This window comes from Sphingosinicella sp. BN140058, from assembly GCF_004135585.1.
Lineage (GTDB): Bacteria > Pseudomonadota > Alphaproteobacteria > Sphingomonadales > Sphingomonadaceae > Allosphingosinicella.
Genome location: NZ_CP035501.1, coordinates 54,857 through 80,937 on the forward strand (window position 1 = coordinate 54,857; position 26,081 = coordinate 80,937).

Genomic DNA, 26,081 nt, shown 5'->3' on the forward strand with positions numbered 1-26,081 from the left:
CGCGGCGAACGCCGGATCAGACCGTCACCAGCGCCTTGAGGAAGCCGTCGGGCCGGTCCCGGGTGGCGTTCAGGGCCTCGTCCAGCCGCTCCAGCGGATAGCTGTGGGTGTAGAGCGACGAGGGATCGAGCCATCCGGAGGCGACCGCGTCGACCGCGTCACGTATGCCCTGCATGGCGACTTCGGGATCGCGTTCATGGGCATTGATCACGTCAATGCCCTTCCAGTTCCACATCTGCATGTTGACCTGGCGCGGTCCATCCTGGTGATAGCCTGCGACGATCAGCTTGCCGCCTTCGCGGACGAGCTCTCCGGCGAGATCGAGCGGCCATTGCTTGCCGACCGCCTCGACGACACGGTCGCACAGACGGCCATCGGTCAGCCGCTTCACCTCTTCGATGATCGCCCAATGATCCTCCATCGGGATCGTCTCGGCCGCGCCGAAGCGGCGGGCGACGTCCAGCGAGTAGGGGCGGCGGGAGATCGCGATGACGCGCGCGCCGGCATTGGTGGCAAGGCGGGTGAGGATCGCACCGAGAAAGCCGATGCCGACGATGGCGACGGTCTGCCCCGCGGCGATGTCGCTGCGGCGAAAGATGTTCATCGCACAGCCGAGCGGCTCGCCGGGAAATGGCTGACCCGCGAGCGCTTCGGGGAGCTTCACCGCTGCCGAGGCCTCCGAGATGTCATATTCGCCATAGCTCTTGAACGACAGCGCGGCGACTCGGTCGCCGGCCGCGAAATCGGTCACGCCTTCGCCGATCGCGTCGACGATGCCCCAGCCTTCATGACCGAGCGCGCCCGGCTCGGTGGGGAACTGCATCCACTCGGGACCTTCCCACGGCGTCAGATTGGACGCGCACACCCCGCACCCTTCCAGCCGCACGCGGATCTGCCCCGCCGCCGGCTCCGGAACATTCACCTGCTCGACCTTGAGCCGTCCCGGTCCTTCAACGACCGCGGCCCGCATCAGACTTGCCAAAATAGATCTCCACCCCAAACACGGAAAGTAAGGCGCCCATTCAGGAATCGGGCGATCTCGGCAACGCTCTTCTTTGAAGAAGGTTGCGGGTCCGAAACCGAAGGAGGGTTGCGAGGCGTGGACGAAGTGAAGAGATCGTTCCCGCCCGTTCTGGATGCGCGCACCCGCGTGCTGGTGCTGGGCAGCCTTCCGGGCGAACTTTCGCTGGCCGCGCAACGTTACTACGGAAACCCGCGCAACCATTTCTGGCATCTGATCGGCGGTGTCATCGAAGCGGATTTGGTATCCCTGCCCTATCCGCAACGTCTGGAGCGCCTGCTCGCCGCCGGCATCGGACTTTGGGATACGATCGGCGCCGCCAAGCGCAGGGGCAGTCTCGACACCGCCATCCGCGAACCCGTCGGCAACGATGTCGCCACCCTGGCCGCAGAGCTTCCATCGCTGCGTGCGATCGGCTTCAACGGTGCGAAGTCCGCAGCCATCGGCATCCCCCAACTCGCCCAACGCGGCGATCTTGCGCTGCTGCCGCTGCCGTCGAGCAGCCCTGCCTTTACCCTGCCGTTGACCGAGAAGGCGGTGCGCTGGGCGGTTCTGCGGGATTATCTCTGACCGGCGACTCGGCTGTTCATCGGGCTGTTCATCAGGACGCAAGATTGCTGCGACCGGGCGAATACCGGGTGCGGTGAAATGACCTTTGGTATAGTGTCACAACGTGTAAACGCCTCCCGCACAGGAGGAATCTCAATTGACCAAGATGATGCTGCTTTCCGGCACGACCTTGCTTTTGCTGGCCGGCGCCGCACGGGCGCAGGAGACTCCCGAGTCCGCTTCTGCGCACAGTGAGCCGAACGCCGTGGAGCAGGTCGCCACCTCCGGCAGCGCATCCGGGTCGGAAGAGGCGCAGGATTTCCACGCCGATCACACCCAGCAGATCGTCGTGACCGGATTTCGGCGCAACCGGGAGGACGTGCTCTCCGGCACCTCGGTGGTCAGTGGCGTCGAACTCATCCGGGACCTTCGGCCAACCATCGGCGAGACATTGGCACGGCAGCCTGGAGTTTCGGCGACTTCGTTCGGTCCGAACGCCTCCCGTCCGGTTCTGCGCGGCTTCCAGGGTGAGCGGGTGCGGATCCTGACCGACGGCATCGGCAGCCTCGATGCGTCCAACACCAGCGCCGATCATGCGGTCGCCGTCAATCCGCTGACCGCCGAACGGATCGAAGTCCTGCGCGGGCCGGCCGCCCTTCTGTTCGGGTCCTCCGCGATCGGCGGCGTCGTCAACGTCATCGACGCCCGGATCCCGCGGCGGGTGCCCGACGAGACCGCCCATATCGACGGCATTCTGACCTACGGCTCCGCCGCGGACGAACGCTCGGCGAACGCCACCATCGACGTTCCCGTCGGCGGCGGCTTCGTGCTCCATGCGGACGGCAATTATTCGAAGACCAACGATCTCGAGATCGGCAATTACGTGCTGTCGAAGGATCTGCGCGTGCAGGCCGCCGCGAGCGGCGATCCTGCCGTGCGCGCACTCGCCGATCTTCGTGGCCGGCTGCCGAACAGCGCCGCCGAAACCTCCGATGTCGCGCTCGGCGCCGCCTGGATCTCGGGCGAGAACAATGTCGGCTTCTCGATCAACCGCTACGACAGCCTGTACGGCGTTCCGATCCGCTATTCGCTCGATCCGTCGATCGAGCCGGAGGCGCCGCGCATCGACATCAAGCAGACCCGCGTCGACGGACGCCTCGAGCTCGATACCGGCAGCGGCTTCGTCGACAGCGTCCGCCTGCGCGGCGGTTATTCCGACTACCGGCACAACGAGCTTGAAGACACGGGCGAGATCGGCACCACCTTCCTGACCGAGGGCGCCGAGGGCCGTCTCGAGTTCGTCCAGTCGCAGCGCGGCGGCTGGGGCGGCGGCTTCGGCGCGCAATATTTCCGCCGCGATCTCGACGTGATCGGCGAGGAGAAGTTCCTGCCGGCGAACCGAACCAGCCAATTCGGCCTGTTCACCCTGCAGAATTACCGCAGCGGTCCGCTCCGGGCCGAGATCGGCGCCCGCTACGAACATCAGCGGACCAGCGCCGAGGCCGATGCCGATCTCGGCACGCCGCAGCGCCGCCGCAGCTTCGATGCCTTTTCCGCGTCGACCGGCGCCAATTACGAGGTCGCCCACGGCATTCGGCTCGGCGTCAACGGCTCGCACACCCAGCGCGCACCTTCGGCGGAGGAATTGTTCGCCAACGGGCCGCATGCCGGCACCCAGAGCTTCGAGGTCGGCGATCCCGATCTTGCCAAGGAGAAGAGCTGGGGACTGGAAGGCACGCTGAACGTCGATGGCGACGGCTTCAACGTCACCGCGTCGGTGTTCCGCAGCTGGTTCAGCGACTACATCTTCGAACAGCCCACTGGCGAGATCGAGGACGGCCTGCCCGTTTTCCAGATCGGCCAGGCGGACGCGACCTATTCGGGTGTGGAGCTCGAAGGCTCGGTCCGGGTGGCGCAGCTCGGCGCATTCGCGATCAATCTCGACGGTGTCGCCGATTACGTCCGGGCGACGATCAAGTCGGTCGGCCCTGCCCCGCGCATCCCGCCGCTGCGCGTGCTCGGCGGCATCGAGGCGCAATCGGAGACGCTGCAGGGCCGGCTGGAGGTCGAGTGGACCGACGGGCAGGACCGCTTGGCCGAGAACGAGACTCCCACCGACGGCTTCACTCTGGTCAATGCGTCCTTGTCGTGGAAGCCGTTCGAGACCCTGCCGAACACCAGCGTCACGGTCTCCGCCAACAACATCTTCGACGTCGATGCGCGCCGGCATGCGAGCTTTTTGAAGGACGTGGCGCCGCTCGCGGGCCGTGATTTCCGGGTCAGCGCCAGGCTCAGCTTCTGAGCTTGGCACGTCTCGCCGGGAGTCCGTCGCAGCTAGCGCACGCCCTGCCGCGCATCCGACTCGAGCAAGCTAGCCGAAAGCCTTCACTTCGTACGATGAATCCAGTGGGTTGAAGGTTTTAGGAGGGGCTAATGGCAAAGGCACATCGCCGTCCCGGCGGGCGGACGTTCAAGGTCGGGCGCAAGGGCCTGCTTGCCGCGCTGCCGCTGGTGGCCATCCTCGCCGCCGCAGCGACCTATCAACCCGCGTCGCCGGTTCAGCCTTGGAGCGCCGAGCAACTGAGTGCCCAGCGGGCGCTCGACGCGCAGATCCGCGCGATCGGCAACACGTTCAACGGCGACATCGGTATCGCCGTCAAAGACGTGCAGACCGGCTGGAGAACGGCGTTCGACGGCAACACCTATTTTCCGCAGCAAAGCGTTAGCAAATTCTGGGTCGCGCTCACCGCGCTCGACAAGGCGGATCGGGGCGAGCTCAGCCTCACCAGGCCGGTGACCCTGACCAAATCGGACATCACCTTGTTCCACCAGCCGGTCGCCGCGCAGATTGGGCCGAGCGGCTACACCACCACCATCACCTCGCTGATGACTCGCGCCCTGCAGCAGAGCGACAATACCTGCAACGATGCGGTGCTGTGGCGCGCCGGCGGGCCGGAGGCCGTTCGCGCCTTCCTCCGCAACAAGGGCATCAGCGGTATCCGCTTCGGACCCGGCGAGCGGCTACTGCAGAGCGAGATCGCCGGGCTGGAGTGGAAGCAGGCTTATGCGTCGAACCGCGGCTTCTACGCCGCGCGCGACGCCCTTCCGCTGGCCAAGCGCCGTGCCGCGTTCGAGAAATATATCGCCAGCCCGATGGACGGCGCGACCCCGCTCGGCATCGTCGATGCGCTTGCCCGCCTGAAACGCGGCGAACTCCTGTCGCCGGCCTCGACCGACCGGCTGCTGTCGATCATGTCCAACACCAAAACCGGGCCGCAGCGCCTCAAGGGCGGCCTCGGTGCGGGCTGGCGGCTGGCACACAAGACCGGCACCGGTCAGGTGCTCGGCAGCGTCCAGGCGGGCTATAACGACATCGGCATCCTCACCGCGCCCGATGGCCATTCCTACGCCGTCGCGGTGATGATCCGCCGCACCTCGGCGCCGCTGGCCGAACGCATGGCGGCGATGCAGCGCACTGTCCGCAGCGTCATCGCCTTCCACGACCAGGCCGACGATTATCGCTTCGCCGGCAGCCGCCAGAGCGGGGTCGACGGTACGCGCTGATCGGGTACTTCAGGAAAAAAGGGGGGGGGCTTCGACAGGCTCAGCCCGAATGGGTGACCTTTTGCGCTTCATCCACCGTTCGGGCTGAGCCTGTCGAAGCCCTCCCCTTCTTCTACCGGCGTAGAAGAAAGGTCACCGCCCGCGCGCCGTAATCCAGTTCGACATCCTCAGCCCGAACGGAGGACGAAACGTTCGTTCTTCCGGCTCGAAGGTTCGTTCGGGCTGAGCCTGTCGAAGCCCTCCCTTTTTCCTACTGCCGCAGAAGAAACGTCGCCGCGCTACGCGTCGTAATCCAGTTCGACATCTTCGCCGGCGGGCACCGACTGGCAGGTCAGGACATAGCCCGCGGCGACCTCCTCGTCGGTGAGGCCGTAGCGCGCCGCCATCTCCACCTCGCCGCTGACCACCCGCGCCCGGCAGGTCGCGCAGACCCCCGCCTTGCACGCGAACGGCGCCAGCAGCCCGGCCGCGCGGGCGCTGTCGAGGATGTTGCCGGCCTCGGCGCTGAACGGCACCCGCCGCTTGCGCCCGTCGAGCGTCACCAGCATCGTCAGGCCCTGCGCCTCTTTCTGCAGCGCCTGTATCTGCGCCTCGATCGCAGCCGACGCGCGGCCGGCGGTGAACCGCTCGATATGGATCTTCTCCGCCGCAACGCCCCGCGCCTGCAGGGCGGCCTCGGCGGCGTCCATCATCGGGCCGGGGCCGCAGATGAAGAAGGCGGCGACCGCGTCGGGATCGACGAGATGGGTCAGGATCTCGTCGCATTTGGCGCGATCGAGCATGCCGTTGAACAATTCGATGTCCTCCGATTCCTCGGCGAGGAAATGGTGGATCTCGAGGCGGCCCATGAAGCGGTTCTTGAGCCCCGCCAGTTCCTCGAGGAAGATCACCGACTGGCTGTCGCGATTGCCGTAGAGGAGCGTGAACCGGCTCGCCGGCTCCTCGCCCAGGGCCGTCTTGAGCAGCGAGAGCACTGGGGTGATGCCGGAGCCGCCGGCGAAGCCGACATAATGGTTGGCGGCGTCGCCCTTGAAATTCCAGGTGAAGGATCCGTGCGGCTCCATAACGTCGAGACGATCGCCGGGGCGGACATGATCGTTGAGCCAGTTGGAGAAGAGGCCGCCGGCGATGCGCTTGACGGTGACCTTGAGCGCGCCCTCCCCGGGGGACACGCACAGCGAATAATTTCGCCGCACGTCCTCGCCGCCGATGTCGGCGCGCAAGGTAAGATGCTGGCCCGGGCGGAACCGGAAGGCTTCGCGCAGATCCTCCGGCACCGCGAACCGGATCGATCGGGCGTCGGCGGTCTCCGGGATCACCTCCGCCACTTCCAGGCTGTGAAAGGTGACGCTCATGCGTGTCTCAATGGCATTTGAAGAGGTCGAACGGCTCGGCACAGTCGCGGCAGCGCCAGAGCGCCTTGCACGGCGTCGACCCGAAGCGACTGATCTCCTCTGTGTGGCGCGATCCGCATTGCGGGCATGTGGCGGTGCGCGCGCCTGGATCGGGCGGTGCGATGCCGTAGGCATGAAGCTTTGCCCGACCTTCGGCGGTGATCCAGTCGGTCGTCCAGGCCGGCGACAGGATCGTCTCGATGCGCACCGATCGGTAGCCCGCCGCATCGAGCGCATCGCGGACGTCGCGTTCGATCACATGGGTTGCGGGGCAGCCGGTATAGGTCGGCGTCAGCACCACCCGATCCTCCTCGACCGCGCGGACGATGCCGAGATCGAGGATGGAAAGGACGGGAATCTCCGGGTCGGCGACGGAGGCGACCACGGCGCTGATGGCCGCGATCCGACTCCCATCCGTTTCCGCCAAGCCATTAGATCCTCCCCGGCACGGGGAGGGGGACCGCCCGAAGGGCGGTGGAGGAGGTTCCGAGCCCCACGCCGCGCCGGAAGATCCCGAGGCAGCCGGGGTTTCGCAATCCCCACCACCACCGCCTGCGGCGGCGGTCCCCCTCCCCGCACGCGGGGAGGATCTCTCATCATCGCGTGCAAGCACCCGGCGCTCCAAGCGCGGCGACTTCTCCGCCACGGTCACCATGTCGCATCCGGATAGGTGCGCGGCAGGAACTGCATGGTGCAGAGAAGATGGCCGAGATGCTCGCTATGGTGGCCGCGCCGGCCGCCGAGGATCGGGCGCTGGTCGCGCGGCCGTGTGAGCGTCGCCTCGGTGAGCACCGCATCGATCCTGCGATCATAGTCCAGGCGGAGCGCGCCGAGGTCGGCACCGATGCCGCGATCGGCGAGAAAGGTCGCAGCGTCGTCCATCTCGAACAATTCGGGGACGAAGCGCCACATCCAATCGATGCCGTCCTGCATCCGACGCCGGCTCTCCTCGGTGCCGTCACCGAGGCGGATCACCCATTCGGCGGCAAGCTCCTGATGATAGGAGACTTCCTTCACCGCTTTTTCCGCGACTGCGGCGATGGTCGGTTCGGCGGATTGCGTGAGCGCGTCGAAAAGCGCCTTCTGCCAGGTCGAGAACAGCAATTGCCGCGCCATCGTCTGCGCGAAGTCCCCGTTCGGCTGCTCGACGAGCCAGCAATTGCGGAAATCGAGCACGTCGCGGCCGAAGGCGAGCGAGTCGCCGTCGCGGCCCCTGCCCTCGATCTCGCCCGCATGGTTGAGGAAGTGCGTTGCCTGACCGACGAGGTCGAGGGCGATGTTGGCGAGGCTGAGATCGACCTCGACCGAGGGCGCGTGCCCCGTCCACGCGCTGAGCCGCTGCCCCAGGATCAGGCTGTCGTCGCCGAGCCGCAGCAGATAGTCGAACAGGATGCCGCCGTCCGTTTCCGTCGTCGGCGCGTCGAACGATCCGGCGCCGGTCGCGCCTGGCGGCAGATCGATGGGAGGAAGCGAGGCCATCAGATGTGCGTCACGTCGTCCGGGATCGAATAGAAGGTCGGATGGCGGTAGACCTTGTCGGCGGCCGGATCGAACATCGCGGCGTCGTCGGCTGGATCGGACGCGACGATCTGCGCGGACGGCACCACCCAGAGGCTCACCCCTTCCATCCGCCGCGTATAGGTGTCGCGGGCATGGCGAAGGGCGATCTCCGGATCGGGTGCGTGAACCGAGCCGACGTGACGATGGGAGAGCCCGCCGCGCGACCGCACGAACACTTCCCAGAGCGGCCAATCGCCAGCCATCAGGCCGCCTCCGCCTTGCGGCTGTGCTTCGCCGCATAAGCGGCCGCGGCCTCGCGCACCCACGCACCCTCTTCCCAGGCATCGCGGCGCGCCTTCATCCGCTCGCGCGCGACCGGCCCCTCGCCGCGAACCACGGCGTAGAATTCCTCCCAGTCGACCGCGCCGAAATCGTGGCCGTTCTTGGCCTCGTTCCAGACGAGCGCCGGATCGGGAATGGTGAGGCCGAGCGCGGTTGCCTGCGGCACGGTGATGTCGACGAACTTCTGGCGGAGCTCGTCATTGGTCTCGCGCTTGATCCGCCAGCGCATCGACTGGGCGGTGTTGGGGCTGTCGGCGTCGGGCGGCCCGAACATCATCAGCGACGGCCACCACCAGCGATTGAGTGCGTCCTGCGCCATGCGCTTCTGCTCCGGCGTACCGGCGCAGAGCACCATCATGATCTCGTAGCCCTGGCGCTGGTGGAAGCTCTCCTCCTTGCAGACCCGGACCATCGCCCGAGCGTAGGGGCCGTAGGAGGTGCGCTGGAGCGGCACCTGGTTCATGATCGCGGCGCCGTCGACCAGCCAGCCGATCGCGCCGATGTCGGCCCAGGTCAGCGTCGGATAGTTGAAGATCGTCGAATATTTGGCTTTGCCGGAATGAAGCGCCTCTATCATCTCCTCACGGCTGGTGCCGAGCGTTTCGGCGGCCGAATAGAGATAGAGGCCGTGGCCGGCTTCGTCCTGCACCTTGGCGAGCAGGATCGCCTTGCGGCGCAGCGACGGCGCCCGCGTGATCCAATTGCCCTCGGGCAGCATGCCGACGATCTCGCTATGGGCATGCTGCGAGATCTGGCGGGTCAGGGTGCGCCGATAGGCCTCGGGCATCCAGTCCTTGGGCTCGATGAACTCGTCGGCCGCGACCCGCGCCTCGAAGGCGGCAAGCTTCGCGGGATCCTCGGTCGAAGCGACGTTGGTCGTCTTCTGCAGCTCGGTCGTATACATATCGCTCTCCTGCCCTCTGCCCTAGAGCATGATCGTCTGAGGTGGAAGCGCTTCGCGCTTCCGCCGATGTCGTGAATCATGCTCTATCAGAGGGTTGAGACCAAGATTCACGTCTCAGGCTGGTTCAGCCTGAGACGATCTTGGTCTAGCAGGGGCCCTTCGCGCAAACAACGCGCGAGCGACCGCACGGTCGCACCTCGGCGCTGCGCGACGGCGCATCTTCACCGCCGCACACAAAGACGCCGGCGCAGATTGGCTGCGCCGGCGTCTCGACCCGTTTACCTTGCGGCACCCCCTGCTCGCGTGCCGCCTGTTTAGCCCGGGCAGGGGGCGCACACCATGTGCGAGACGTCCCAAACACTTGGCCGTGCGTCGCATTCGCTCTCGTGCTGCGCCGCGCTCAGACCCGCTCGATCACGGTGGCGATGCCCTGGCCGACGCCGATGCACATCGCGCATAAAGCATAGCGGCCGCCGCGGCGGTGGAGTTCCTCCGCCGCCGTAAGCAACAGGCGAGCGCCCGACATGCCGAGCGGGTGGCCGAGCGCGATCGCGCCGCCGTTTGGATTGACGTGCTCGGCATCATCGGGAAGGCCGAGCTCGCGCAACACCGGCAGCGCCTGGGCGGCAAAGGCTTCGTTGATCTCGATCACGTCCATGTCGGCGATGGTGAGGCCGAGCCGGGCGAGCAGTTTTTGCGAGGCCGGCGCCGGGCCGATGCCCATGATCCGCGGCGGCACACCGGCGATGGCGCCGCCGACGAAGCGTGCCCGCGGCGTGAGGCCGTGGCGCCGTGCCGCCGCCTCGGTGGCGACGATCATCGCCGCGGCGCCATCGTTGACGCCCGAGGCATTGCCTGCGGTCACGCTGCCGCCTGCATGCACGATCGGCTTCAACCGGGCGAGCGCCTCGACATTGGTCTTACGCGGATGCTCGTCGCGGTCGACCAGGATCGGATCGCCTTTGCGCTGCGGGATCGAGACCGGCACGATCTCGGCCGCGAACCGCCCATTCTCCTGCGCGATGCTTGCCTTTTCCTGGCTCCGGACTGCAAAAAGATCCTGATCCTCGCGGCTTACTTTCCATTCTTCGGCGACGTTCTCAGCCGTCGACGGCATCGTGTCGTCGCCATAGGCACCCTTCATCCTCGGATTGACGAAGCGCCACCCGATCGTGGTGTCGTAGATTTCGGCGTTGCGATCGAATGCGGACGTCGCCTTGGCCATCACGAACGGCGCCCGGCTCATGCTCTCCGAACCGCCGGCGACGATCATGTCCGCCTCGCTGCCGCGGATCACCCGCGCCGCCATCGCCACCGCGTCCATGCCCGAGCCGCACAGCCGGTTGAGGGTTACCCCGCCCGAGCGATCGGGCAGGCCGGCGAGCAGGCCGGCCATCCTTGCCAGGTTGCGATTGTCCTCGCCGGCCTGGTTGGCGCAGCCGAGGATGACGTCGTCGACCGCGTTCCAGTCGACCCCCGGGTTGCGTTCGATCAACGCGCGGATCGGGATTGCGGCAAGATCGTCCGCGCGGACATGCGCAAGGCTGCCGCCGTAGCGGCCGATCGGCGTGCGGACGGCGTCGCAGAGAAAGGCGTCGATCATGGCGGGCTCCGAATGAAAGTTGCCGCGCAATAACAGGCCCTCTCCTCGCGCGGGAGTCGGCCTGATAAGGAGCGGCCTGATAAGGAGCAGGCATGACCGACTATCGGACCATCGCGTTCGCGCAGGAAGACGCCATCGCCCGCCTCACCCTCGACCGTCCCGAGCGGCTGAACAGCTTCACCGCCGAGATGCACAAGGAGGTCGCCGACGCTTTGTCGCGCCTCGAGGGCGCACGCGTGCTGGTGCTGACCGGCGCCGGCCGCGGCTTCTGCGCCGGCCAGGATCTGAACGACCGCGCGGTCGCGCCGGGCGAGGCGGTGGATCTCGGCGAGTCGGTGGAGCAGCGCTACAATCCGCTGATCCGGCGGATAACCGACCTGCCCTTTCCGGTGATCGCACGAGTCAACGGCGTGGCCGCCGGCGCGGGCGCCAACATAGCCCTCGCCTGCGACATCGTCGTCGCCGCCAGATCGGCCAAGTTCATCCAGTCGTTTGCGAACATCGGCCTCATCCCCGACAGCGGCGGCACCTGGGTGCTGCCGCGCCTCGTCGGCCAGGCGCGGGCGCTCGGCCTGGCGCTCACCGCCGAGCCCCTGCCTGCGGAGACGGCCGCCCAATGGGGCCTGATCTGGAAGGCGGTCGACGACGATGTGCTGGATGCCGAAGTCGATGCGCTCGCGCAGCGTTTCGCGACGGCGCCCACCCGCGGCCTCGCGGCGATCAAGCGCATGATCCGGGAAAGCTGGCGCCACAGCCTCGACGAGGAGCTCGACCTGCAGCGCGACGCGATGCGCGAACTCGGCTACAGCGACGATTATCGCGAAGGTGTGGCGGCGTTCATGGAGAAGAGGCTACCGAAATTCACCGGCAAGTGATCTGCGCGCACCAAGGCATGAAGGCACATCCATGAAAACCCAGACGCTTCTCAATTACGCCCAGGACGGCTGGCATTCGGGCTCGGGCGGCCTCGCCGAGGTCGCGAGCGCGGTCAGCGGCGAGACGATCGCGGTCACCGGCAGCGGCGGGCTCGATTTCCGGGCGATGCTCGATCATGCGCGCAAGGTCGGGGGCCCGGCGCTGCGGGGGCTGACCTTCCACGAACGCGCGCACATGCTGAAGGCGCTCGGCCTCGCGATCATGGCCCGCAAGGAGGAATTGTACCAACTCTCCTACGAAACCGGCGCGACCCGGGCCGACGGCTGGATCGACATCGAGGGCGGCGCCGGCACCCTCTTCTCCTTCTCGTCCAAGGGCCGGCGCGAGCTTCCCAACAGCCGCATCCTCGTCGACGGTGCGATGGAGCCTTTGTCGAAGGGCGGGACCTTCGTCGGCCAGCACGTCTTCACCCCGCTCCAGGGTGTCGCCGTCCACATCAACGCGTTCAACTTCCCGGTCTGGGGCATGCTCGAGAAGCTCGGGCCGACCCTGCTTGCCGGCGTGCCGGCGATCGTCAAGCCGGCCTCGGCGACCGGCTATGTCGCGGAGCACGCCTTCCGGATCATGATCGAGGCGAACATCCTGCCGCCGGGCGCGCTGCAGCTGATCATGGGCGGGGTCGGTGATCTGTTCGATCACTTGACCCTGCAGGACGTGGTCTCGTTCACCGGCTCCGCGCAGACCGCGATGAAGCTGCAGACCCATCCGGTGATGGCGCGCGAAAGCGTCCGCTTCATCGCCGAGCGCGACAGCCTCAACGCTTCGATCCTCGGCCCCGATTCAGGGCCGGGCACGCCCGAATTCGATCTGTTCGTTCGCGAGGTCGCCCGCGAGATGACGGTCAAGGCGGGGCAGAAATGCACCGCCATCCGCCGCGCGATGGCGCCGGCCGCGCATATCGATGCGGTCGAGCAGGCGCTGCGGGAACGGCTCGGCAAGGTACGGATCGGCGATCCCCGCGACGAGGGCGTAACGATGGGCGCGCTCGCCAGCCGGGCGCAGCGCGACAGCGTCCGCAGCGCCGTTGCCGAGCTCGCCCGTTCGGCGCGGATCGTGTCGGGCGATCCGGACTCGTCGCCGGTGCCCGGCAACGGCGCCTTCCTGTCGCCGATCCTGCTGCGCACCGACGATCCCTGGGGCAGCGCTGCCGTTCACGACGTCGAGGCGTTCGGGCCGGTGTCGACGATCATGCCCTACACGGATCTCGACGATGCGATCGCGCTCGCCAATCGCGGCATGGGCAGCCTGGCACTTTCGCTGTTCACCTTCGATGCCGCCGTGGCCGAGGATTTCGTGCTCGGTGCCGGCGCCTATCACGGCCGCATGGTGATCCTGGATCGGACCAGCGCCGGCGAATCGACCGGCCACGGCTCGCCCCTCCCCGTCCTCGTCCATGGCGGGCCGGGCCGCGCCGGTGGCGGCGAGGAGATGGGCGGCATACGCGGGGTCAGCCACTACATGCAGCGCACCGCGCTGCAGGGGTCGCCCGCCTTGCTGTCGAGCATCGTCAAGCAATGGCTGCCCGGCGCGGCCAAGCCGACCGGCGACGTTCACCCGTTCCGCAAACGCATCTCCGAGCTCGACATCGGCTACACGCTGGAGACCGCCGGCCGCACCGTGACGCTGGACGACATCGAGCATTTCGCCGCCTTCACCGGCGATACCTTCTATGCCCATATGGACGAGGAGGCGGCGAGAGCGAACCCGATCTTCGAAGGCCGGGTCGCGCACGGCTACCTGATCCTCAGCTTCGCCGCCGGCCTGTTCGTCGATCCCGCGCCGGGACCGGTGCTCGCCAATTACGGCCTCGAGAATTTGCGCTTTCTCACGCCCTTATACCCCGGAGATGCCATGCGCGTTGAGCTTACCGTCAAGTCGAAGTCGGTCCGCAACGAGGAAATGGGCGAGGTCCGCTGGGCGGTGTTCGTCTTCAACCAGAAAGACGAGATCGTCGCCGCCTACGATCTGCTGACGATGAACCAGCCGTGATGCGCCAGGCCCTCTTCCTCTTCCTGCTCGCCGTCGCCGGCTGCTCGGCCTCGGACGCGCGCGACACGGCGGCGGCCGGCTACAAGGTCGTCCGCGCCTATCCGCACGATCCCTCTGCCTTCACCGAGGGACTGCTGTGGCGCGACGGCAAGCTCTACGAGAGCACCGGCCTCAACGGCCAGTCCGACATTCGCGAGGTCCGCCTCGACGACGGCAAGGTGCTGCGCAAGGTGACGGTGCCGTCGACCTATTTCGGCGAGGGGATCGTCGACTGGGGCGACGAGATCGTCAGCCTCACCTGGCAGAACGGCATCGGCTTCCGCTGGAACCGCGCCGATTTCCGCCAGACCGGCACCTTCCAATATCCCGGCGAAGGCTGGGCGCTGACCCGCGACAAGGCCAACATCTACATGAGCGACGGCACCGCCCAGCTGCGCGTGCTCGATCCCAAGACGATGGCGGAGAAGAGAAGGATCTCCGTCACCGATCAGGGCATGCCGGTGGAGCGACTGAACGAGCTCGAATGGGTGAATGGCGAGATCTTCGCCAACGTCTGGATGACCCCGCGCATCGCCCGGATCGATCCGGCCACCGGCAATGTGAAAGGCTGGATCGACCTCACCGATCTCGTCGCCGCCAACGCGCCGGCCGATCCCGACGCGGTGCTGAACGGCATTGCCTACGACGCCGCCAAGGACCGCCTGTTCGTCACCGGCAAGAACTGGAGCAAATTGTTCGAGATCGACCTGGTGCCGGCGCGCTGAGCGTCCCGCAGTCGGACGAAGCCCGGCAGCGGGTTGGACGCGCAAGCCTTTCACGCGGGTTGAGCGTTCACCCGCAGGAGAGAACTCGCACCATGATGCGCATTGACGACCCGCTTGAGCCCTTCCTTGAACGTCATCCCGCCGACGTTCATCAGCAGGCCGAGCGGCCGATTGCTGACCCTGAGATAGGTCAGCAACTGCTTCGAATGGATCGGCGCGAGCTTGTCGACCGATTTCACCTCGATGATGAGGTTGCTCTCGATCAGAAGATCGGCCCGAAATGCATCCTTCAAAGTCAGGCCGTCATAGGTGATCGTTACCGGAACCTGGCGCTCGACCGAGAAGCCGCCACGCGCGAGGGTTGCCGCAAGCAAGCTCTCGTAGACGCTCTCCAGAAGGCCAGGACCGAGGTGCCGGTGCAGGCGAAGCCCTGACTCGATCGCGACGCTCGCGACGGACTCGACGTCCATCATCTCCTTGCCTCCCGTTTCTCCCAGCCGAGCCGAGCTTAACACCCAAAGCTCCCCGAGCGCGACGACACAAACCGCTATCACGATGACGCTCGTCATCAAGAGACGCTCGGCGTGGATATCCGAGCCCTTCGCGATCATCGCGATCATCGCGTCCTTCGCGTCAAAATAGGCGGGAAGACGCGGCTCGATTCCGGCGAAGGAGCACCTGATCGTGTCGCCAGGCCGTCGGCAGAATGGCATAACCCTCACCAGAGCAAATCCTCGCCCGGCGGCGCCCTGCTCAGAAGCGTGCGCAGCTTTGCACGCGAAGGCGCGAAGGACGCGATGACGCGAAGCTTTGGCTGCAACGATGGGGAGCCTCCCCGCGTGCTCCGGAAGGCAGATTCAAATTCTCTTCGCGATCAACGCGCTCTTCGCGTCCTTCGCGTCAAGGATCGGCCGGCAGATGCGGCTTAGTCCCGGCGGAGGAGCACCTGATCATGTCGCCAGGCACCTGGCACTCCCATCAGAACCACCACGCCGCCGGCAGCGACCGCCCCGGAACCATGCGCAGCGCTGCACGCGGAGGGCGCGATGGAGCCGTTGAATTTAACGCGCCTGCAGCGCCGCGGCGGCACCGGCGAGCGTTGCCGTGTCGTTGCTCAGCCACGCCGTCGGCACGCGTTCCAGCGCCCGGCTCATCCGGCCCTTGCTCGCGAACTGGCTGCGAAAGCCGCCGGTGTTGAGGATCGGCAGCATCTCCCCAAGCATCGGCTCGACCAGGAAGACGCCGTCCCAGGCGCCGCAGGTGAGCACGGCATTGCCGACGAAATTGCCGAGGATCGCCGCGAACAGCTTGGCGGCGCGGGCGGCGAGCGGATCGGTGCAGGATGCGGCCGAGGCGATGATCCGGTTCGACGCCGGCGACTCCGCGACCGGACGCCCGCTCTGCTCCGCGAGAATGGCATAGATGTTCTCGAGCCCCGGGCGCGACAGCATGCGCTCGAACGAGACGTGGCCGAAGCGGCGGCGGAGCGCCGTCAGCATCGCCTCTTCCTCGCCATTTTGCGGCGCGAAGCTGGCATGGCCGCCTTCGCTCTCGATCACGATGATCCGGCCGTCCTCGCGCACCGACAATATCGCCATGCCGAGGCCGCTGCCGGTGCCGACGATCAGATAGGTGCCGCCGGCGCGCGCAGGCTTCGCCGGCACCGCGCCGATCCGGACGAGCTGGGTCACGTCGGCGCTCGGCACCGCCCAGGCGGTCGCCGCGAAATCGTTGATGATCAGCGGATCGGTGCGCAGGAACGCCTTGAGGCCGCTCACCGAGACGAACCAGCGGCAATTGGGCAGGGTGATCACGTCGCCCCGCGACACGCCGGCCACCGCCAGGCAGAAGCCGACACCGTCGGGCCGCAGCCCGAGCCCCTTGGTGTAGCTCTGCAGGGCGTCCGTAAAGGTCGGGAAGGCCGACGTCGGAAAGCGCCGCACCTCTTCGATGCGCGCGCGCTCATTTCCACGTGTGAGCGCGAACGCGACATTGTCGCCGTCGATCGCGCCGACCAGCTGTTGTTCCACAGGCCCTCTCCCTGGCCACAGCACTAATACGGTAACGGCTAAAAAGCGGTTAACCCGCCGCGACCCCGCGGCGAACTTGTTCGTCCGCCCGCCGCTACCGAAGGTCGTCGGCCCGCGGCGCCCCGCCGCGACCGAAGGTCGTCGGCCCGCGGCGCCCCGCGGGGACCGAAGGTCGTCCGCCCGCGGCGACCGCAGGTCGTCCGCCCGCGGCGACCCCGCCGCGCCCCGCTCGCCCCCTCACGCCCGATAGGCGCCGAGGCCCTCGTCGAGAAAGGCGTTGTTCGCCTCGCGCTGCTTCGCGGCCGCATCGTCGTATAGAAAGGGCAGGAAGGCGTAGCGGGTGCCGCGCGTCACCGGCGTCGCCTCGTGCAGCAGCGAGCAGGAAAAGACGACCGCGCCGCCGGTCGGGGCGCGGTAGGTGCGGCGCCCATATTCCGGGAAGCGCAGCTCGCCCCCTTCGTATTCCTCGGCATTGAGGTTGATCGTCACCGCGAAGCGGCGGTGCGCCGTGCCCTTGGTGGTGTTGTCGCGGTGGGCGCGGAAATGGCCGCCTGCTTCGGCATCGTAGCAGGCGACGATGTAGCGCTCCATGCGCGTCGCTTCGAACTGAAAGGCGCGCGCGATCATCGGCACCAGCCGCCGCCGGATGCGGAGGGCGAGCTGGCCCTGAAGCTGCTGATCGGCGATCGTGTAGTCGCGGCGGCGTTTGTGCTGCGGATCGGTGACCAGCACCGTCTTGCCGTCCACCTCGCGCATGAAGCCCGATTCCTCGCCGCCCTCTTTTTCGTAGAGCGAGATCAGGTACCGGCAGAGGGTCGGCTCGAAGATCGCCGGCGCGACCAGCACCGGCGCGGTCTCCACCAGCGGCAGCGGCCGCGCAAAAGCCGCGAGCGCATCGAGCGCCGCCGTCGCCGCCTCGATCGGCCAGATTCCCATCACCCGCAGCATCGGATCGAGCAGCAGCCAGTGCGGCCGGTACTGGCTGCCGCCCATCTCCGCGCCGTACAGGCGGCTGACGTTTCGTTCGTAATCGAGGAAGAAGCGAATGCCCGGCAGTTGCTGGGCGATCCTGCCCTCCGCAGCATCGGCGGGATCGACGCTTACTCCGAAGAAGCAGGCATGTTCGTCGTCGAACAGGTCCCGCCGCGCCTGAACCGCCGCAAGCGCCGCCGCCGCCTGGGGCTGCCCCGCCGAGCCGAAGAACAGGATCAGGATCGCGCGTCCTGCAGCGCTGTCGAACGCATAACGCGGCGACCCGCCGAGCGCCGGCACATGGAAATAGGGCGCCGGCTCGCCAAGGCCGATCATCGGCGGCTGCGGGCCGTCCGCGGCTTGATTCTTCTGGACGTCCATCGTCTCCGCCATCTGCGCCCCGCCGAACCGACGGCGTGCCAACTCTCATATCCTCCCTGTCGCCGCAGGCGATGGGGAGGGGAACCGCACGAAGTGCGGTGGAGGGGCCAACAGCGCCGGTTGCCCCTCCACCAGCTTTCAGCTGGTCCCCCTCCCCATCCGCTTCGCGGACAGGGAGGATGAGAATGGCCGAATGCCGTGGCCCTGCCAAGCTGAGAACCTGAGAAGCGGAAGCCGCCGGCGCCTTCGCCTCAATCGCCCGGCCAGGTCTCCAGCACCTCGACGAACCGGCTCAGCCAGCCATTGGTCTGGTGCCCGTCGACCACCCGGTGATCGATGGTCAGCGAGACATAGGCCATCGGCCGGATCAGGATCGCGTCCTGCCCGCCCACTTCGCGCACCACCACCCTCTTCTCGAGCTTGCCGATGCCGAGGATCGCGGACTGCGGCTGGGCGATGATGATCGGGCTGGCGAACAGCGAGCCGGAGACGCCGTGGTTGGAGATGGTGAAGGTCCCGCCCGACACGTCCGCCGCTGTGAGCTTTTCGGCCCGCGCTTTCTCGATCAGCGCGTCGAGCCCGGCGGCGATGCCTTCCAGCGACAGCGTCTGCACCTGGCGCAGCACCGGCACGATCAGTCCCTTGTCGCCCAAGGCGGTGCCGATGCCGATATTGACGTCGTCGAACAGCTCCAGCCGGTCGGCATGCCAGCGGCTGTTGATCGCCGGCGCGACCTTCATCGCCTCGGCGGCGGCGGCAATGAAATAGGCGCTGTAGGTGAGCTTGACGCCCCGTTTGGCGAAGTCCGCCTTGTGCCGTTCGCGATGCGCGGTGATCGCACTGAAATCCGCCTCGAATACGGCGGTGACGTGCGGCGCCTGGCTGACCGAGGCCAGCATGTTCTCGGCGATCTTCAGCCGCATTCGGTCGTGCGGCACGTCGTGCGAGCGGATGCCCGGATTCGCCCGCGACAATGCTGCCGAAGCAGGCGCGGCGGTCGCCGGGGCAGCAGGCGCGGCGCGGCCTTGCGCCACCGCCTTGTCGACATCGGATCGGGTCACCCGCCCGCCGCGGCCGGTGCCGGCAATGCTGGTCGGGTCGACTCCATGCTGAAGGCAGGCGCGCTTGACCGCCGGCGACAGCCGAAGCTCGGGATTACGCACGTCCGCGGCGGGCGGCGGCGGCGCAGCCGCCTCTTCGGGCGCTGGCGGCGGCGGCGCGCCTTCCGCGTCCGCTGCCCCGTCCGAACGCTCCAGGACCGGGTCGATCCGGCCGAGGATCGCGCCGGGAATGGCATCCGCATCCTTGTCGAGCAGGATTTCGCGGAGGATACCCGCCGCGGACGCCGGCACTTCCATTGCCACCTTGTCGGTCTCGAGCTCGACCAGCGGCTCGTCGACCTCGACGCGGTCGCCGACCTGCTTCAGCCAGGCGCGGACGACGGCCTTGGTGCCTTCTTGCTCGAACGGAACGATGACGTCGATCACGCGGCCGCTCCCCTGGCCGTCCACTGGGGCCAGCCCGTCATCCCGTCCCCTCCCGTCATCCCGGCCCTTCCCGTCGTCCCGACCCCTCCCGTCGTCCCGACCCCTCCCGTCATCCCAGCGAAAGCTGGGATCTCAGGACAAGAGGTCACGGCCGCCTCCCCTGAGACCCAGCGCCCTACCGTCATCCCAGCGAAAGCTGGGATCTCAGGACCAGAAGTCGCGGCGGGGGGCGACCATGCCCTGCGCCTTTCCGTCATCCCAGCGAAAGCTGGGATCTCAGGACAAGAGGTCACGGCGGGTCTCCACGAGATCCCAGCTTTCGCTGGGATGACGATGGCGCGCGCGCTCCGCGTGCGAGCCATCATCAAAATCCCACCAATTCGTCGATCTTCGCCCGGATCCGCTCGACATTCGGCACCGCCCAGTCGAGCAGCACCGGATTGTGGGGGCTCGGAATGTCCGGCATCGTCACCCGCGCAACCGGCGCATCCAAGTCGAGGAACGCCTCGTCCGCGACCACCGCGGCGATCTCCGCCCCGAAGCCGCCGCTCCTGAGATCCTCGTGCACGATCAAACAGCGCCGCGTCCGCCGCACCGAGTCCAGCACCATCTCCTTGTCCCACGGCACCAGGGTGCGCAGATCGATCACGTCGGCGCTGGCCTCCTTCGCCGCCGCTTCGCAGCGCGGCACCATCGCGCCCCAGGTGACGATGGTGATGTCGTCACCTTCCCGCGTCTTCTTGGCGCGGCCGAACGGCAGCACGTAGCCGTCGCCCGGATAAGGCCGCCGCGCCCAGACGTCGTCGAGCATCGCGCGATGCTCGAAGAAGATCACCGGATCGTTGCCGCGCAGCGCCGTGCGCAGCAGGCCGACCGCATCCTCGGCATTGGACGGCACCGCCACCAGCCAGCCGGGATTGTGGACGAACTGCACCTCGTTGGTCTGGCTGTGCCAGGGATCGCCGCACTTGAAGAAGCCGCCGGGGATGCGCAGCACCATCGGCGCGGCGAAGCGGTTGTTGGTCCGCCAGCGCATCGTCCCGCAATCGTTGATCTGCTCGGTCGCCGGCTCGGCATATTTGCGGAACTGGATCTCCGGCACCGGCATCAGCCCGGCCAGCGCCATGCCGACCGCGCGGCCGATGATCCCTTCCTCGTTGAGGCTGGTGTCGAACACCCGGTCGGCGCCATATTTCTCCTGCAGCCCGAGCGTCACCGCGTGGACTCCGCCCTTCGGCCCGACATCCTCGCCGAACAGCAGCACCCGTTCGTTGATCGCGAGCTCGTGATCGAGCGTGCGGCGGATCGCCGTCACCATGTTGATCCTTTGCCCCTCGGGCTTGGGATCCTCGTGGCATTTGGGCGCGCGATAGCCGTGGGTCCATTGTCCCCCGAGCTGCTGCATCTCCCCTTCGTAGAAGACGTTGGCGAGCACCGTCGCCGGATCGGCGACCCCGCGTGCCTCCGCCGCGGCCCGCGCCGCCTCGACCGCCGCCTCGGCCTCGGCCGCGATCCCGTTCCAGCGCTGCGCGGTCATGACGGGGCCGACCAGGAAATCCTTCAGCTTGGGCAGCGGATCGCGCGCCCATTCGCTGCGGACCACTTCTTCCGTCTTGTAGGTCTGGGTATCCTGGAAGCTGTGCCCCTGCAGCCGCGGCACCCGCAAATGGAGCAAGGCCGGCCCCTTGCGCGACCGCACGTGCGCGGTCGCCGCCGCGACCAGCCGCGCCGCCTCGGCCGGATCGGTGCCGTCGCCGGAGAAGATGGTGAGCCCGCCGAAGCTCGCCAAATTCTTCGAAATGTCGGCGCCCGGAGTCTGGTAGGTCGCCGGCACCGAGATGCCGAACTGATTGTCCTCGACGTAGAACAGCATCGGCAATTGCTGCGTCGTCGCGATGGTCAGCGACGCCCAGAAGCCGCCGGTCGCGACCGAGGCGTCGCCGCCGAGCACCAAGGCGATCGCGCCCTCATACGCCTCGTTGCCAAGCACCTTGCGATGATAGTCGATCGCCTGCGCCCAGCCGGCGGTGGGCGTATATTGCGCACCGACGCCACCCGACATCGGCAGCGCCGGCGCCCCCGCCGGGTTGGGATAGTTGAACACGACGCCGATGTCGCGGCCGTCGGAATAGCCCCCTGCCCGCCCCATGCCGGAGCCGAGCGCATCCTCGAGCGGCACGCCGAGCGCGAGCAGGAGCGGCCGCGACCGGTAATAGCCGCAGGCCGCATCCTTCTTGTGGGTGAGGCGCGATCCCAGCAGGATCTGCGCCATGTCGTGGCCGCGGGCCGAGAATTGGTAGAGGACCTTGCGCTCGGGAACGAGCCGTTCTTCCTCCAACCTGTCCAGGGTCCGGCTGACCTGGACGAGATAGGCGATACGAGCCCAGTCGAAAGCGGGATCTGGCGTATTTGCGCGAAAGTCGCTCTCGACCAGAGCCTCGTCAGCCATCCATTTTCTCCACCACCGCCCGCGCAAAGCGATCGACGCTCTCGTCCGAGAGGCCGACGACGTTGATGCGGGCGGAATCCGCCATGTAGATGCCGTTGTCCTTGCGCAGCGCCAGCACCTGGTCCTTGTCGAGCGGCAGCATCGAGAACATGCCGTTCTGCCCGTCGATATAGGCCAGGCGTTCGTCATAGCCGGCGAGCCGCGCACGGATCGCGCGAATGCGGCCGCACATCTCGTCGAGCTCGGCCCGCCAGTCGGCGCGCAGCTGCTCGTCGTCGAGGATGATGCGCACGACGGCGCCGCCATGATCGGGCGGCATCGACCACATCGTGCGGGCGAGGCTGAGGAGATTGCCCATCACCACGCCGGCGCCGTGCCGGTCGGAGGCCTTGATGAACAGGCTGCCGACCCGGTCGCGATAGACGCCGAAATTCTTGTCGCAGCTCTGGGCGATCAGCGCCTGGTCCGCCGCTTCGACGACCAGCCGCGTGCCCGCCGCATCTTCCTCGAGACCGTTGCCGAGCCCCTGATAGGCGATGTCGACGAACGGCACGAGGCCCTTGCGGGCGACGATCTCGGCGATCGCGCGCCACTGGTCGAGGCTCAGATCGGCGCCGGTCGGATTGTGGCACGAACCGTGGAGCAGGACGAGATCGCCGGCATTGGCGCCCTCGAGCGCGCTCATCATCGCATCGAATGCGATTTCGTGGGTGGCGCGGTCGTAATAAGGATGGCTGACCATCTCGACGCCGGCGCATTCGATCAACGGCGCATGGTTCGGCCATGTCGGCTGTCCGACGAAGATGCGGGCGGCCGGATTGGCCTTGACGATCAGCTCGGCGCCGAGCCGCAGCGCGCCGCAGCCGCCCGGCGTCTGCACGCCGACGATGCGCTCGTCCGAGGCCGCCGCGTCGCCGAACACGATCGGCTTGATCAGGTCGACGAAGCGCGCATCACCGGCCGAGCCGAGATAGGATTTGGTCTCCTGGCTCTCGAGCAGAATCTTCTCGGCGGCCTTCACCGCGCGCAGGATCGGGGTGCCGCCCCCCGCGTCGCGATAGACGCCCACGCCGACGTCGATCTTCTCGCCCCGCGGATCCGCGTTGCAGAGCGCGATCAGCTGCAGCAGCGCATCCGATTTCTGCGCCTCCAGCCTGTCGAACAAACCTGCCGCAACGTTGGTGCCTGCGTCCGCCACTTTACCCTCCTGCCATGCCTCCCAAGCGGAGGCCCGGCATGCCTTTAGGCGTAAGTCGGCGCAGGTGAAAATGCTTATCTAAGGTCGCGCGCCATGGGCTGGTTCTGAAACGCACGTTGCGCTACTCTGCCGGATCATGAAACAGACTGATCAACTCGACGCCTGCGACCGCCGAATCGTCCGCGAGCTGCAGCGCGACGCCGGCCTCAGCCACGCCGCCCTCGCCGAAAAGGTCGGCGCCTCCGCCGCCTCGGTCTGGCGCCGCGTCCGCCAGCTCGAAAAAGACGGCGTCCTCGGCCGCGCGGTCCGCCTCGCCAGCCCGCAAGCGCTGGGACGCGCCGTCAACGTCCTCTGCCAGATCCGCATGACCCGCCAGACGATCGAGGCCCGCGCCGAATTTGAGGACTTCATCCAGTCCCGCGCCGAGATCGTGGAATGCTACGCCATGTCCGGCGAATGGGACTATCTGCTCCGCATCGCCGTGCAGGACGTGGCGGATTACGATCGCTTCGTGATGCGCGGCGTGCTGGCGCATCCCAGCGTCGCCCATGCGGCGAGTAATTTTGCACTGCGGCAGGTGAAGTATACGACTGAGATACCGGTGTGAGGGGCGGAGTCGAACAGCGCGCGACCCCATTCTTCCGTGAGACGTGTGAATATACCTCCACCTGATGTAGAAGAAGGTATTCTTCCCTCGTTAGGTCGCGCCACGAGACCGCCTGACCGTCGAAAGTTACTTATGCTTGAAGCCTATTTTGATGACAGTGGAACGCATAACGGCTCACGTGTCGTCGTTTGGGGAGGCCTGGTTGGCCACGCACAGAGTTTCGCTCATCTAGATGCGGAATGGCAGCGCTTACTGGCATGTCCGGATCCGCAGTTGAAGCCTTTGAAGGCGTTCCACCTTTACTCGTGCGTTCATAGGACCGGCGAGTTCGAAGGCTATACCCAAGGGGCGAGCGATCTTGTTCGCAGTCGCTTCCGCACCGCCATCATCGAAAGCGGCGTTGCCGCGGTCGCCTGTGGGGTCGATATCCGGGAGTGGGATCACCAAGTGACCGGACACTTGCGCGAACTCGTTGGAGGCGCGGAGCGCTGCGCCTTCGGCCTGTGCGTCAAGCTCTCGGTCGAAATGGCGGGTTCGGAGAATGAACAGCTGAACGCCCACTTCGACAGAGCGCGTGAGGGCTACGTTCTCAACGTCATCGAGGGTGCGAGACTGCTCTACCCTGACGCCAATCATCTATTCGGAACCAGCTTTTGTCCCGTCAACGCGTACACCGGGCTTCAGGCGGCGGATACTGTCGCCTATGAGAGCTACGCGTTCCTCCGCGACATGCTTAGCTCCGAAAAATCCGATCCTGGCCCGCATCTTCGGCATCTGATTGCGAGCGCCGAGTCTACCACAATCATGTTGATGGGGCGCGACGAAATTGCGAACCTTGTCGAGAAGATGCAATCCGCGGTCGGCGAGTACCGGCAGTAGGCGAGATCCGAAAATGAAGCCGCCGATGCAGTACCGCGGCGACTGTCGACATGATCTAGAGTTTCGGAAGTTCCGGGGACATGATATGCGATTCATTCGCACCTACGGCGAACTCCGGACGGAAGGAGAACACGGCCTAGAACACCTGAGCCGCTCTGTGCATCCGATCGATGTCCGGTAACCGCCTACAAGTTGAGTATCATGTCCCTGGAACTACCTTCACACCACCATCGCAGCAGATCGAGATAGAGAAGGAGATCAGAGTCCCCGAAGAGGTCGATCAATCGAGAGCATTGGGCGTCGCCGAGGTAATCGATGCCACGACGCTACCAAGTCGGATGAAGCTCTTTCGAATGCTCCTGTCCGGTGGCGTCATCCCATGTCAGGCGGATGTGGACCCGGCTCGGCGATCCCATGTGAACGGCGGCGATCAGCTCGACGACGGCGTGTTGCTCCATGACAGGCACCGGGAATTTCCGCTCGATGTCGCTGTCGATGAGCAGGTCGGCGTCGTCGAGCACCTCGAACCGCACATTGGTCGCAGCCCCCTTGCCACGGTTGAAAACCTTCAGCCGATAACTGTTTTTACCTGCCTTGTAGAAGTTGGCCGACACATCGGCCTGCTTCTGCGCGACGGTCTCAGCCGACTCTTTCTCCACGAGCAGTTGGTTCAGGCGGTCGGCCGTTTCTTGGAACGCTGCTTGCCGTTTGTTGAAGCGTGCCGTGGTCCATGCGGAGTAGATCGCGATGATGAGCGCGAGGCCCGCGACGATATCGCCCGCGTCGATCTGAACCGCTGGCATCAGCGAAACTTGATGTTCTTCGAACCCGAAAACGCCTTGCGCATCGAGTTGCGAAAATCCTTCGTGATATCAGCTACGATCTCCGCTTTCACCTCCGACACTTCCGAATCGATGATCTCGCCGTTTTCTTGAATCAGCTCGGCGCGCGTGAACACCCGCTCGCATGAATTGCAGCAGATCGGGCCGTCCTCGACCTCCTTGTCATATTCGAAGGTGCCATGCCCACAGGTGGGGCACAGAAGTTTGATTGAGCGACTATACTTCTCGCTATCCATGTGACCTCCGCTTTTCTCGCGGTTCTGCCAGAGTGGCAGTGCCTCGCCTGGGTGGGCTTGGTCAGACGGCATAATAGGTGATGTCGAAATTCTCCACTTCCGAAACGGCTGGGTTCCGATGACCGTGCATCCATTGGGTTCTTCGGATGAAGGTGGCCGCCACCTTCAAGTGCTCAGCTTTTGCATCTGGCGGCGAAGACCGAGTTGCTGATCTGTCACCGGAACCCCGATAAGGATGCTGGACTGGACTGCACCCCTTGAGTGAGACAGTCTAATTGAGTGACACGTCCTGGAAGGAGGATCGTGTCGGATCAAGGCACACTGCCGGCGAAGCCCTGACCGGCCGCGCCCTAGTGCCGCAGAAGCTTGGGCCGAAGGCCAAGATCACTGCATTTGATAAATTGGTGCGGTAACCGCTGGAAATTCGGTATCTT

23 protein-coding genes are annotated in these 26,081 nt (G+C 66.4%); 8 read left to right on the forward strand and 15 right to left on the reverse strand.

All coding sequences use genetic code 11. The annotated features are described in order from the left end of the window. Positions 1 to 16: 16 nt before the first annotated feature. Positions 17 to 982, reverse strand: coding sequence for a zinc-binding dehydrogenase (locus tag ETR14_RS00215; protein WP_243455694.1), 966 nt, complete (start codon positions 980 to 982; stop codon positions 17 to 19). Positions 983 to 1,099: 117 nt separating this feature from the next. Here ETR14_RS00215 and ETR14_RS00220 point away from each other — a divergent pair, with 117 nt between their 5' ends. The 3 genes from ETR14_RS00220 (at position 1,100) to bla (ending at position 5,134) form a co-directional block, all read left to right on the forward strand. After that, the gene (locus tag ETR14_RS00220) at positions 1,100 to 1,591 is read left to right on the forward strand and encodes a DNA-deoxyinosine glycosylase (protein WP_206185927.1); all 492 of its coding nucleotides are present in this window, start codon (positions 1,100 to 1,102) and stop codon (positions 1,589 to 1,591) included. 145 nt (positions 1,592 to 1,736) lie between these two features. Continuing rightward, entirely contained in the window at positions 1,737 to 3,872 is a 2,136-nt protein-coding gene (locus ETR14_RS00225; RefSeq protein ID WP_243455963.1) for a TonB-dependent receptor, read from the forward strand. A 131-nt stretch (positions 3,873 to 4,003) separates the two neighbouring features. Beyond that, on the forward strand, positions 4,004 to 5,134 hold the full coding sequence (gene bla, locus ETR14_RS00230; RefSeq protein WP_129382816.1) for a class A beta-lactamase: 1,131 nt from the start codon (positions 4,004 to 4,006) through the stop codon (positions 5,132 to 5,134). A 278-nt stretch (positions 5,135 to 5,412) separates the two neighbouring features. Here the strand turns inward: bla and paaE are convergent, their stop codons facing one another. From paaE to pcaF, 6 genes are all read right to left on the reverse strand, one after another. Further along, the gene (gene paaE / locus ETR14_RS00235) at positions 5,413 to 6,489 is read right to left on the reverse strand and encodes a 1,2-phenylacetyl-CoA epoxidase subunit PaaE (protein ID WP_129382817.1); all 1,077 of its coding nucleotides are present in this window, start codon (positions 6,487 to 6,489) and stop codon (positions 5,413 to 5,415) included. 7 nt (positions 6,490 to 6,496) lie between these two features. Continuing rightward, positions 6,497 to 6,955, reverse strand: a complete 459-nt coding sequence (paaD, locus tag ETR14_RS00240; protein ID WP_243455695.1) for a 1,2-phenylacetyl-CoA epoxidase subunit PaaD — start codon at positions 6,953 to 6,955, stop codon at positions 6,497 to 6,499. Positions 6,956 to 7,176: 221 nt separating this feature from the next. Then, positions 7,177 to 8,007 carry a 1,2-phenylacetyl-CoA epoxidase subunit PaaC gene (gene paaC / locus ETR14_RS00245; protein WP_129382819.1) on the reverse strand — a complete coding sequence of 277 codons (831 nt, stop codon included), beginning with the start codon at positions 8,005 to 8,007 and terminating at the stop codon, positions 7,177 to 7,179. After that, complete coding sequence (gene paaB / locus ETR14_RS00250; RefSeq protein WP_129382820.1) at positions 8,007 to 8,291, reverse strand: 1,2-phenylacetyl-CoA epoxidase subunit PaaB; 285 nt, start codon at positions 8,289 to 8,291, stop codon at positions 8,007 to 8,009. The genes paaC and paaB overlap by 1 nt, the downstream gene beginning before the upstream one ends. Continuing rightward, positions 8,291 to 9,274: a 1,2-phenylacetyl-CoA epoxidase subunit PaaA gene (gene paaA / locus ETR14_RS00255; protein ID WP_129382821.1), complete on the reverse strand. Its 984-nt coding sequence runs from the start codon at positions 9,272 to 9,274 to the stop codon at positions 8,291 to 8,293. The genes paaB and paaA overlap by 1 nt, the downstream gene beginning before the upstream one ends. A 400-nt stretch (positions 9,275 to 9,674) precedes the next feature. Beyond that, complete coding sequence (pcaF, locus tag ETR14_RS00260) at positions 9,675 to 10,877, reverse strand: 3-oxoadipyl-CoA thiolase (RefSeq protein ID WP_129382822.1); 1,203 nt, start codon at positions 10,875 to 10,877, stop codon at positions 9,675 to 9,677. 92 nt (positions 10,878 to 10,969) lie between these two features. Here pcaF and paaG point away from each other — a divergent pair, with 92 nt between their 5' ends. The 3 genes from paaG to ETR14_RS00275 are packed head-to-tail and all read left to right on the forward strand — an operon-like array spanning position 10,970 to position 14,566. Further along, positions 10,970 to 11,752, forward strand: a complete 783-nt coding sequence (gene paaG, locus ETR14_RS00265; protein WP_129382823.1) for a 2-(1,2-epoxy-1,2-dihydrophenyl)acetyl-CoA isomerase PaaG — start codon at positions 10,970 to 10,972, stop codon at positions 11,750 to 11,752. 31 nt (positions 11,753 to 11,783) lie between these two features. Further along, positions 11,784 to 13,802 (forward strand): phenylacetic acid degradation bifunctional protein PaaZ, encoded by a 2,019-nt coding sequence (gene paaZ, locus ETR14_RS00270; protein WP_129382824.1) that lies wholly within the window; start codon positions 11,784 to 11,786, stop codon positions 13,800 to 13,802. Beyond that, positions 13,802 to 14,566: a glutaminyl-peptide cyclotransferase gene (locus ETR14_RS00275; RefSeq protein ID WP_129382825.1), complete on the forward strand. Its 765-nt coding sequence runs from the start codon at positions 13,802 to 13,804 to the stop codon at positions 14,564 to 14,566. Before paaZ ends, ETR14_RS00275 begins: the two co-directional genes overlap by 1 nt. A 50-nt stretch (positions 14,567 to 14,616) precedes the next feature. Here ETR14_RS00275 and ETR14_RS00280 read toward each other — a convergent pair whose 3' ends face one another. From ETR14_RS00280 to ETR14_RS00305, 6 genes are all read right to left on the reverse strand, one after another. Beyond that, positions 14,617 to 15,039, reverse strand: a complete 423-nt coding sequence (locus ETR14_RS00280) for a GxxExxY protein (protein ID WP_129382826.1) — start codon at positions 15,037 to 15,039, stop codon at positions 14,617 to 14,619. 588 nt (positions 15,040 to 15,627) lie between these two features. Then, the gene (locus ETR14_RS00285; RefSeq protein ID WP_165356239.1) at positions 15,628 to 16,596 is read right to left on the reverse strand and encodes a glucokinase; all 969 of its coding nucleotides are present in this window, start codon (positions 16,594 to 16,596) and stop codon (positions 15,628 to 15,630) included. 237 nt (positions 16,597 to 16,833) lie between these two features. Further along, positions 16,834 to 17,991, reverse strand: coding sequence for a 2OG-Fe(II) oxygenase (locus tag ETR14_RS00290; RefSeq protein ID WP_243455696.1), 1,158 nt, complete (start codon positions 17,989 to 17,991; stop codon positions 16,834 to 16,836). 209 nt (positions 17,992 to 18,200) lie between these two features. Continuing rightward, positions 18,201 to 19,436 (reverse strand): dihydrolipoamide acetyltransferase family protein, encoded by a 1,236-nt coding sequence (locus ETR14_RS00295; protein ID WP_165356240.1) that lies wholly within the window; start codon positions 19,434 to 19,436, stop codon positions 18,201 to 18,203. A gap of 364 nt (positions 19,437 to 19,800) precedes the next feature. Beyond that, positions 19,801 to 21,885 carry a transketolase C-terminal domain-containing protein gene (locus tag ETR14_RS00300; RefSeq protein WP_129382829.1) on the reverse strand — a complete coding sequence of 695 codons (2,085 nt, stop codon included), beginning with the start codon at positions 21,883 to 21,885 and terminating at the stop codon, positions 19,801 to 19,803. Beyond that, the gene (locus ETR14_RS00305; protein WP_305851959.1) at positions 21,878 to 23,083 is read right to left on the reverse strand and encodes an amino acid aminotransferase; all 1,206 of its coding nucleotides are present in this window, start codon (positions 23,081 to 23,083) and stop codon (positions 21,878 to 21,880) included. Before ETR14_RS00305 ends, ETR14_RS00300 begins: the two co-directional genes overlap by 8 nt. Before the next feature lie 136 nt (positions 23,084 to 23,219). Between ETR14_RS00305 and ETR14_RS00310 the strand changes: the two genes are divergently transcribed. Together ETR14_RS00310 and ETR14_RS00315 are read left to right on the forward strand one after the other, a co-directional pair. Next, positions 23,220 to 23,690 carry an Lrp/AsnC family transcriptional regulator gene (locus ETR14_RS00310; protein WP_129382830.1) on the forward strand — a complete coding sequence of 157 codons (471 nt, stop codon included), beginning with the start codon at positions 23,220 to 23,222 and terminating at the stop codon, positions 23,688 to 23,690. A 132-nt stretch (positions 23,691 to 23,822) separates the two neighbouring features. Continuing rightward, positions 23,823 to 24,569: a hypothetical protein gene (locus ETR14_RS00315; protein WP_129382831.1), complete on the forward strand. Its 747-nt coding sequence runs from the start codon at positions 23,823 to 23,825 to the stop codon at positions 24,567 to 24,569. A 326-nt stretch (positions 24,570 to 24,895) separates the two neighbouring features. Here ETR14_RS00315 and ETR14_RS00320 read toward each other — a convergent pair whose 3' ends face one another. Further along, positions 24,896 to 25,372 carry a hypothetical protein gene (locus ETR14_RS00320; protein WP_129382832.1) on the reverse strand — a complete coding sequence of 159 codons (477 nt, stop codon included), beginning with the start codon at positions 25,370 to 25,372 and terminating at the stop codon, positions 24,896 to 24,898. Then, positions 25,372 to 25,647: a hypothetical protein gene (locus tag ETR14_RS00325; protein WP_129382833.1), complete on the reverse strand. Its 276-nt coding sequence runs from the start codon at positions 25,645 to 25,647 to the stop codon at positions 25,372 to 25,374. The genes ETR14_RS00320 and ETR14_RS00325 overlap by 1 nt, the downstream gene beginning before the upstream one ends. Positions 25,648 to 26,081 lie beyond the last annotated feature (434 nt).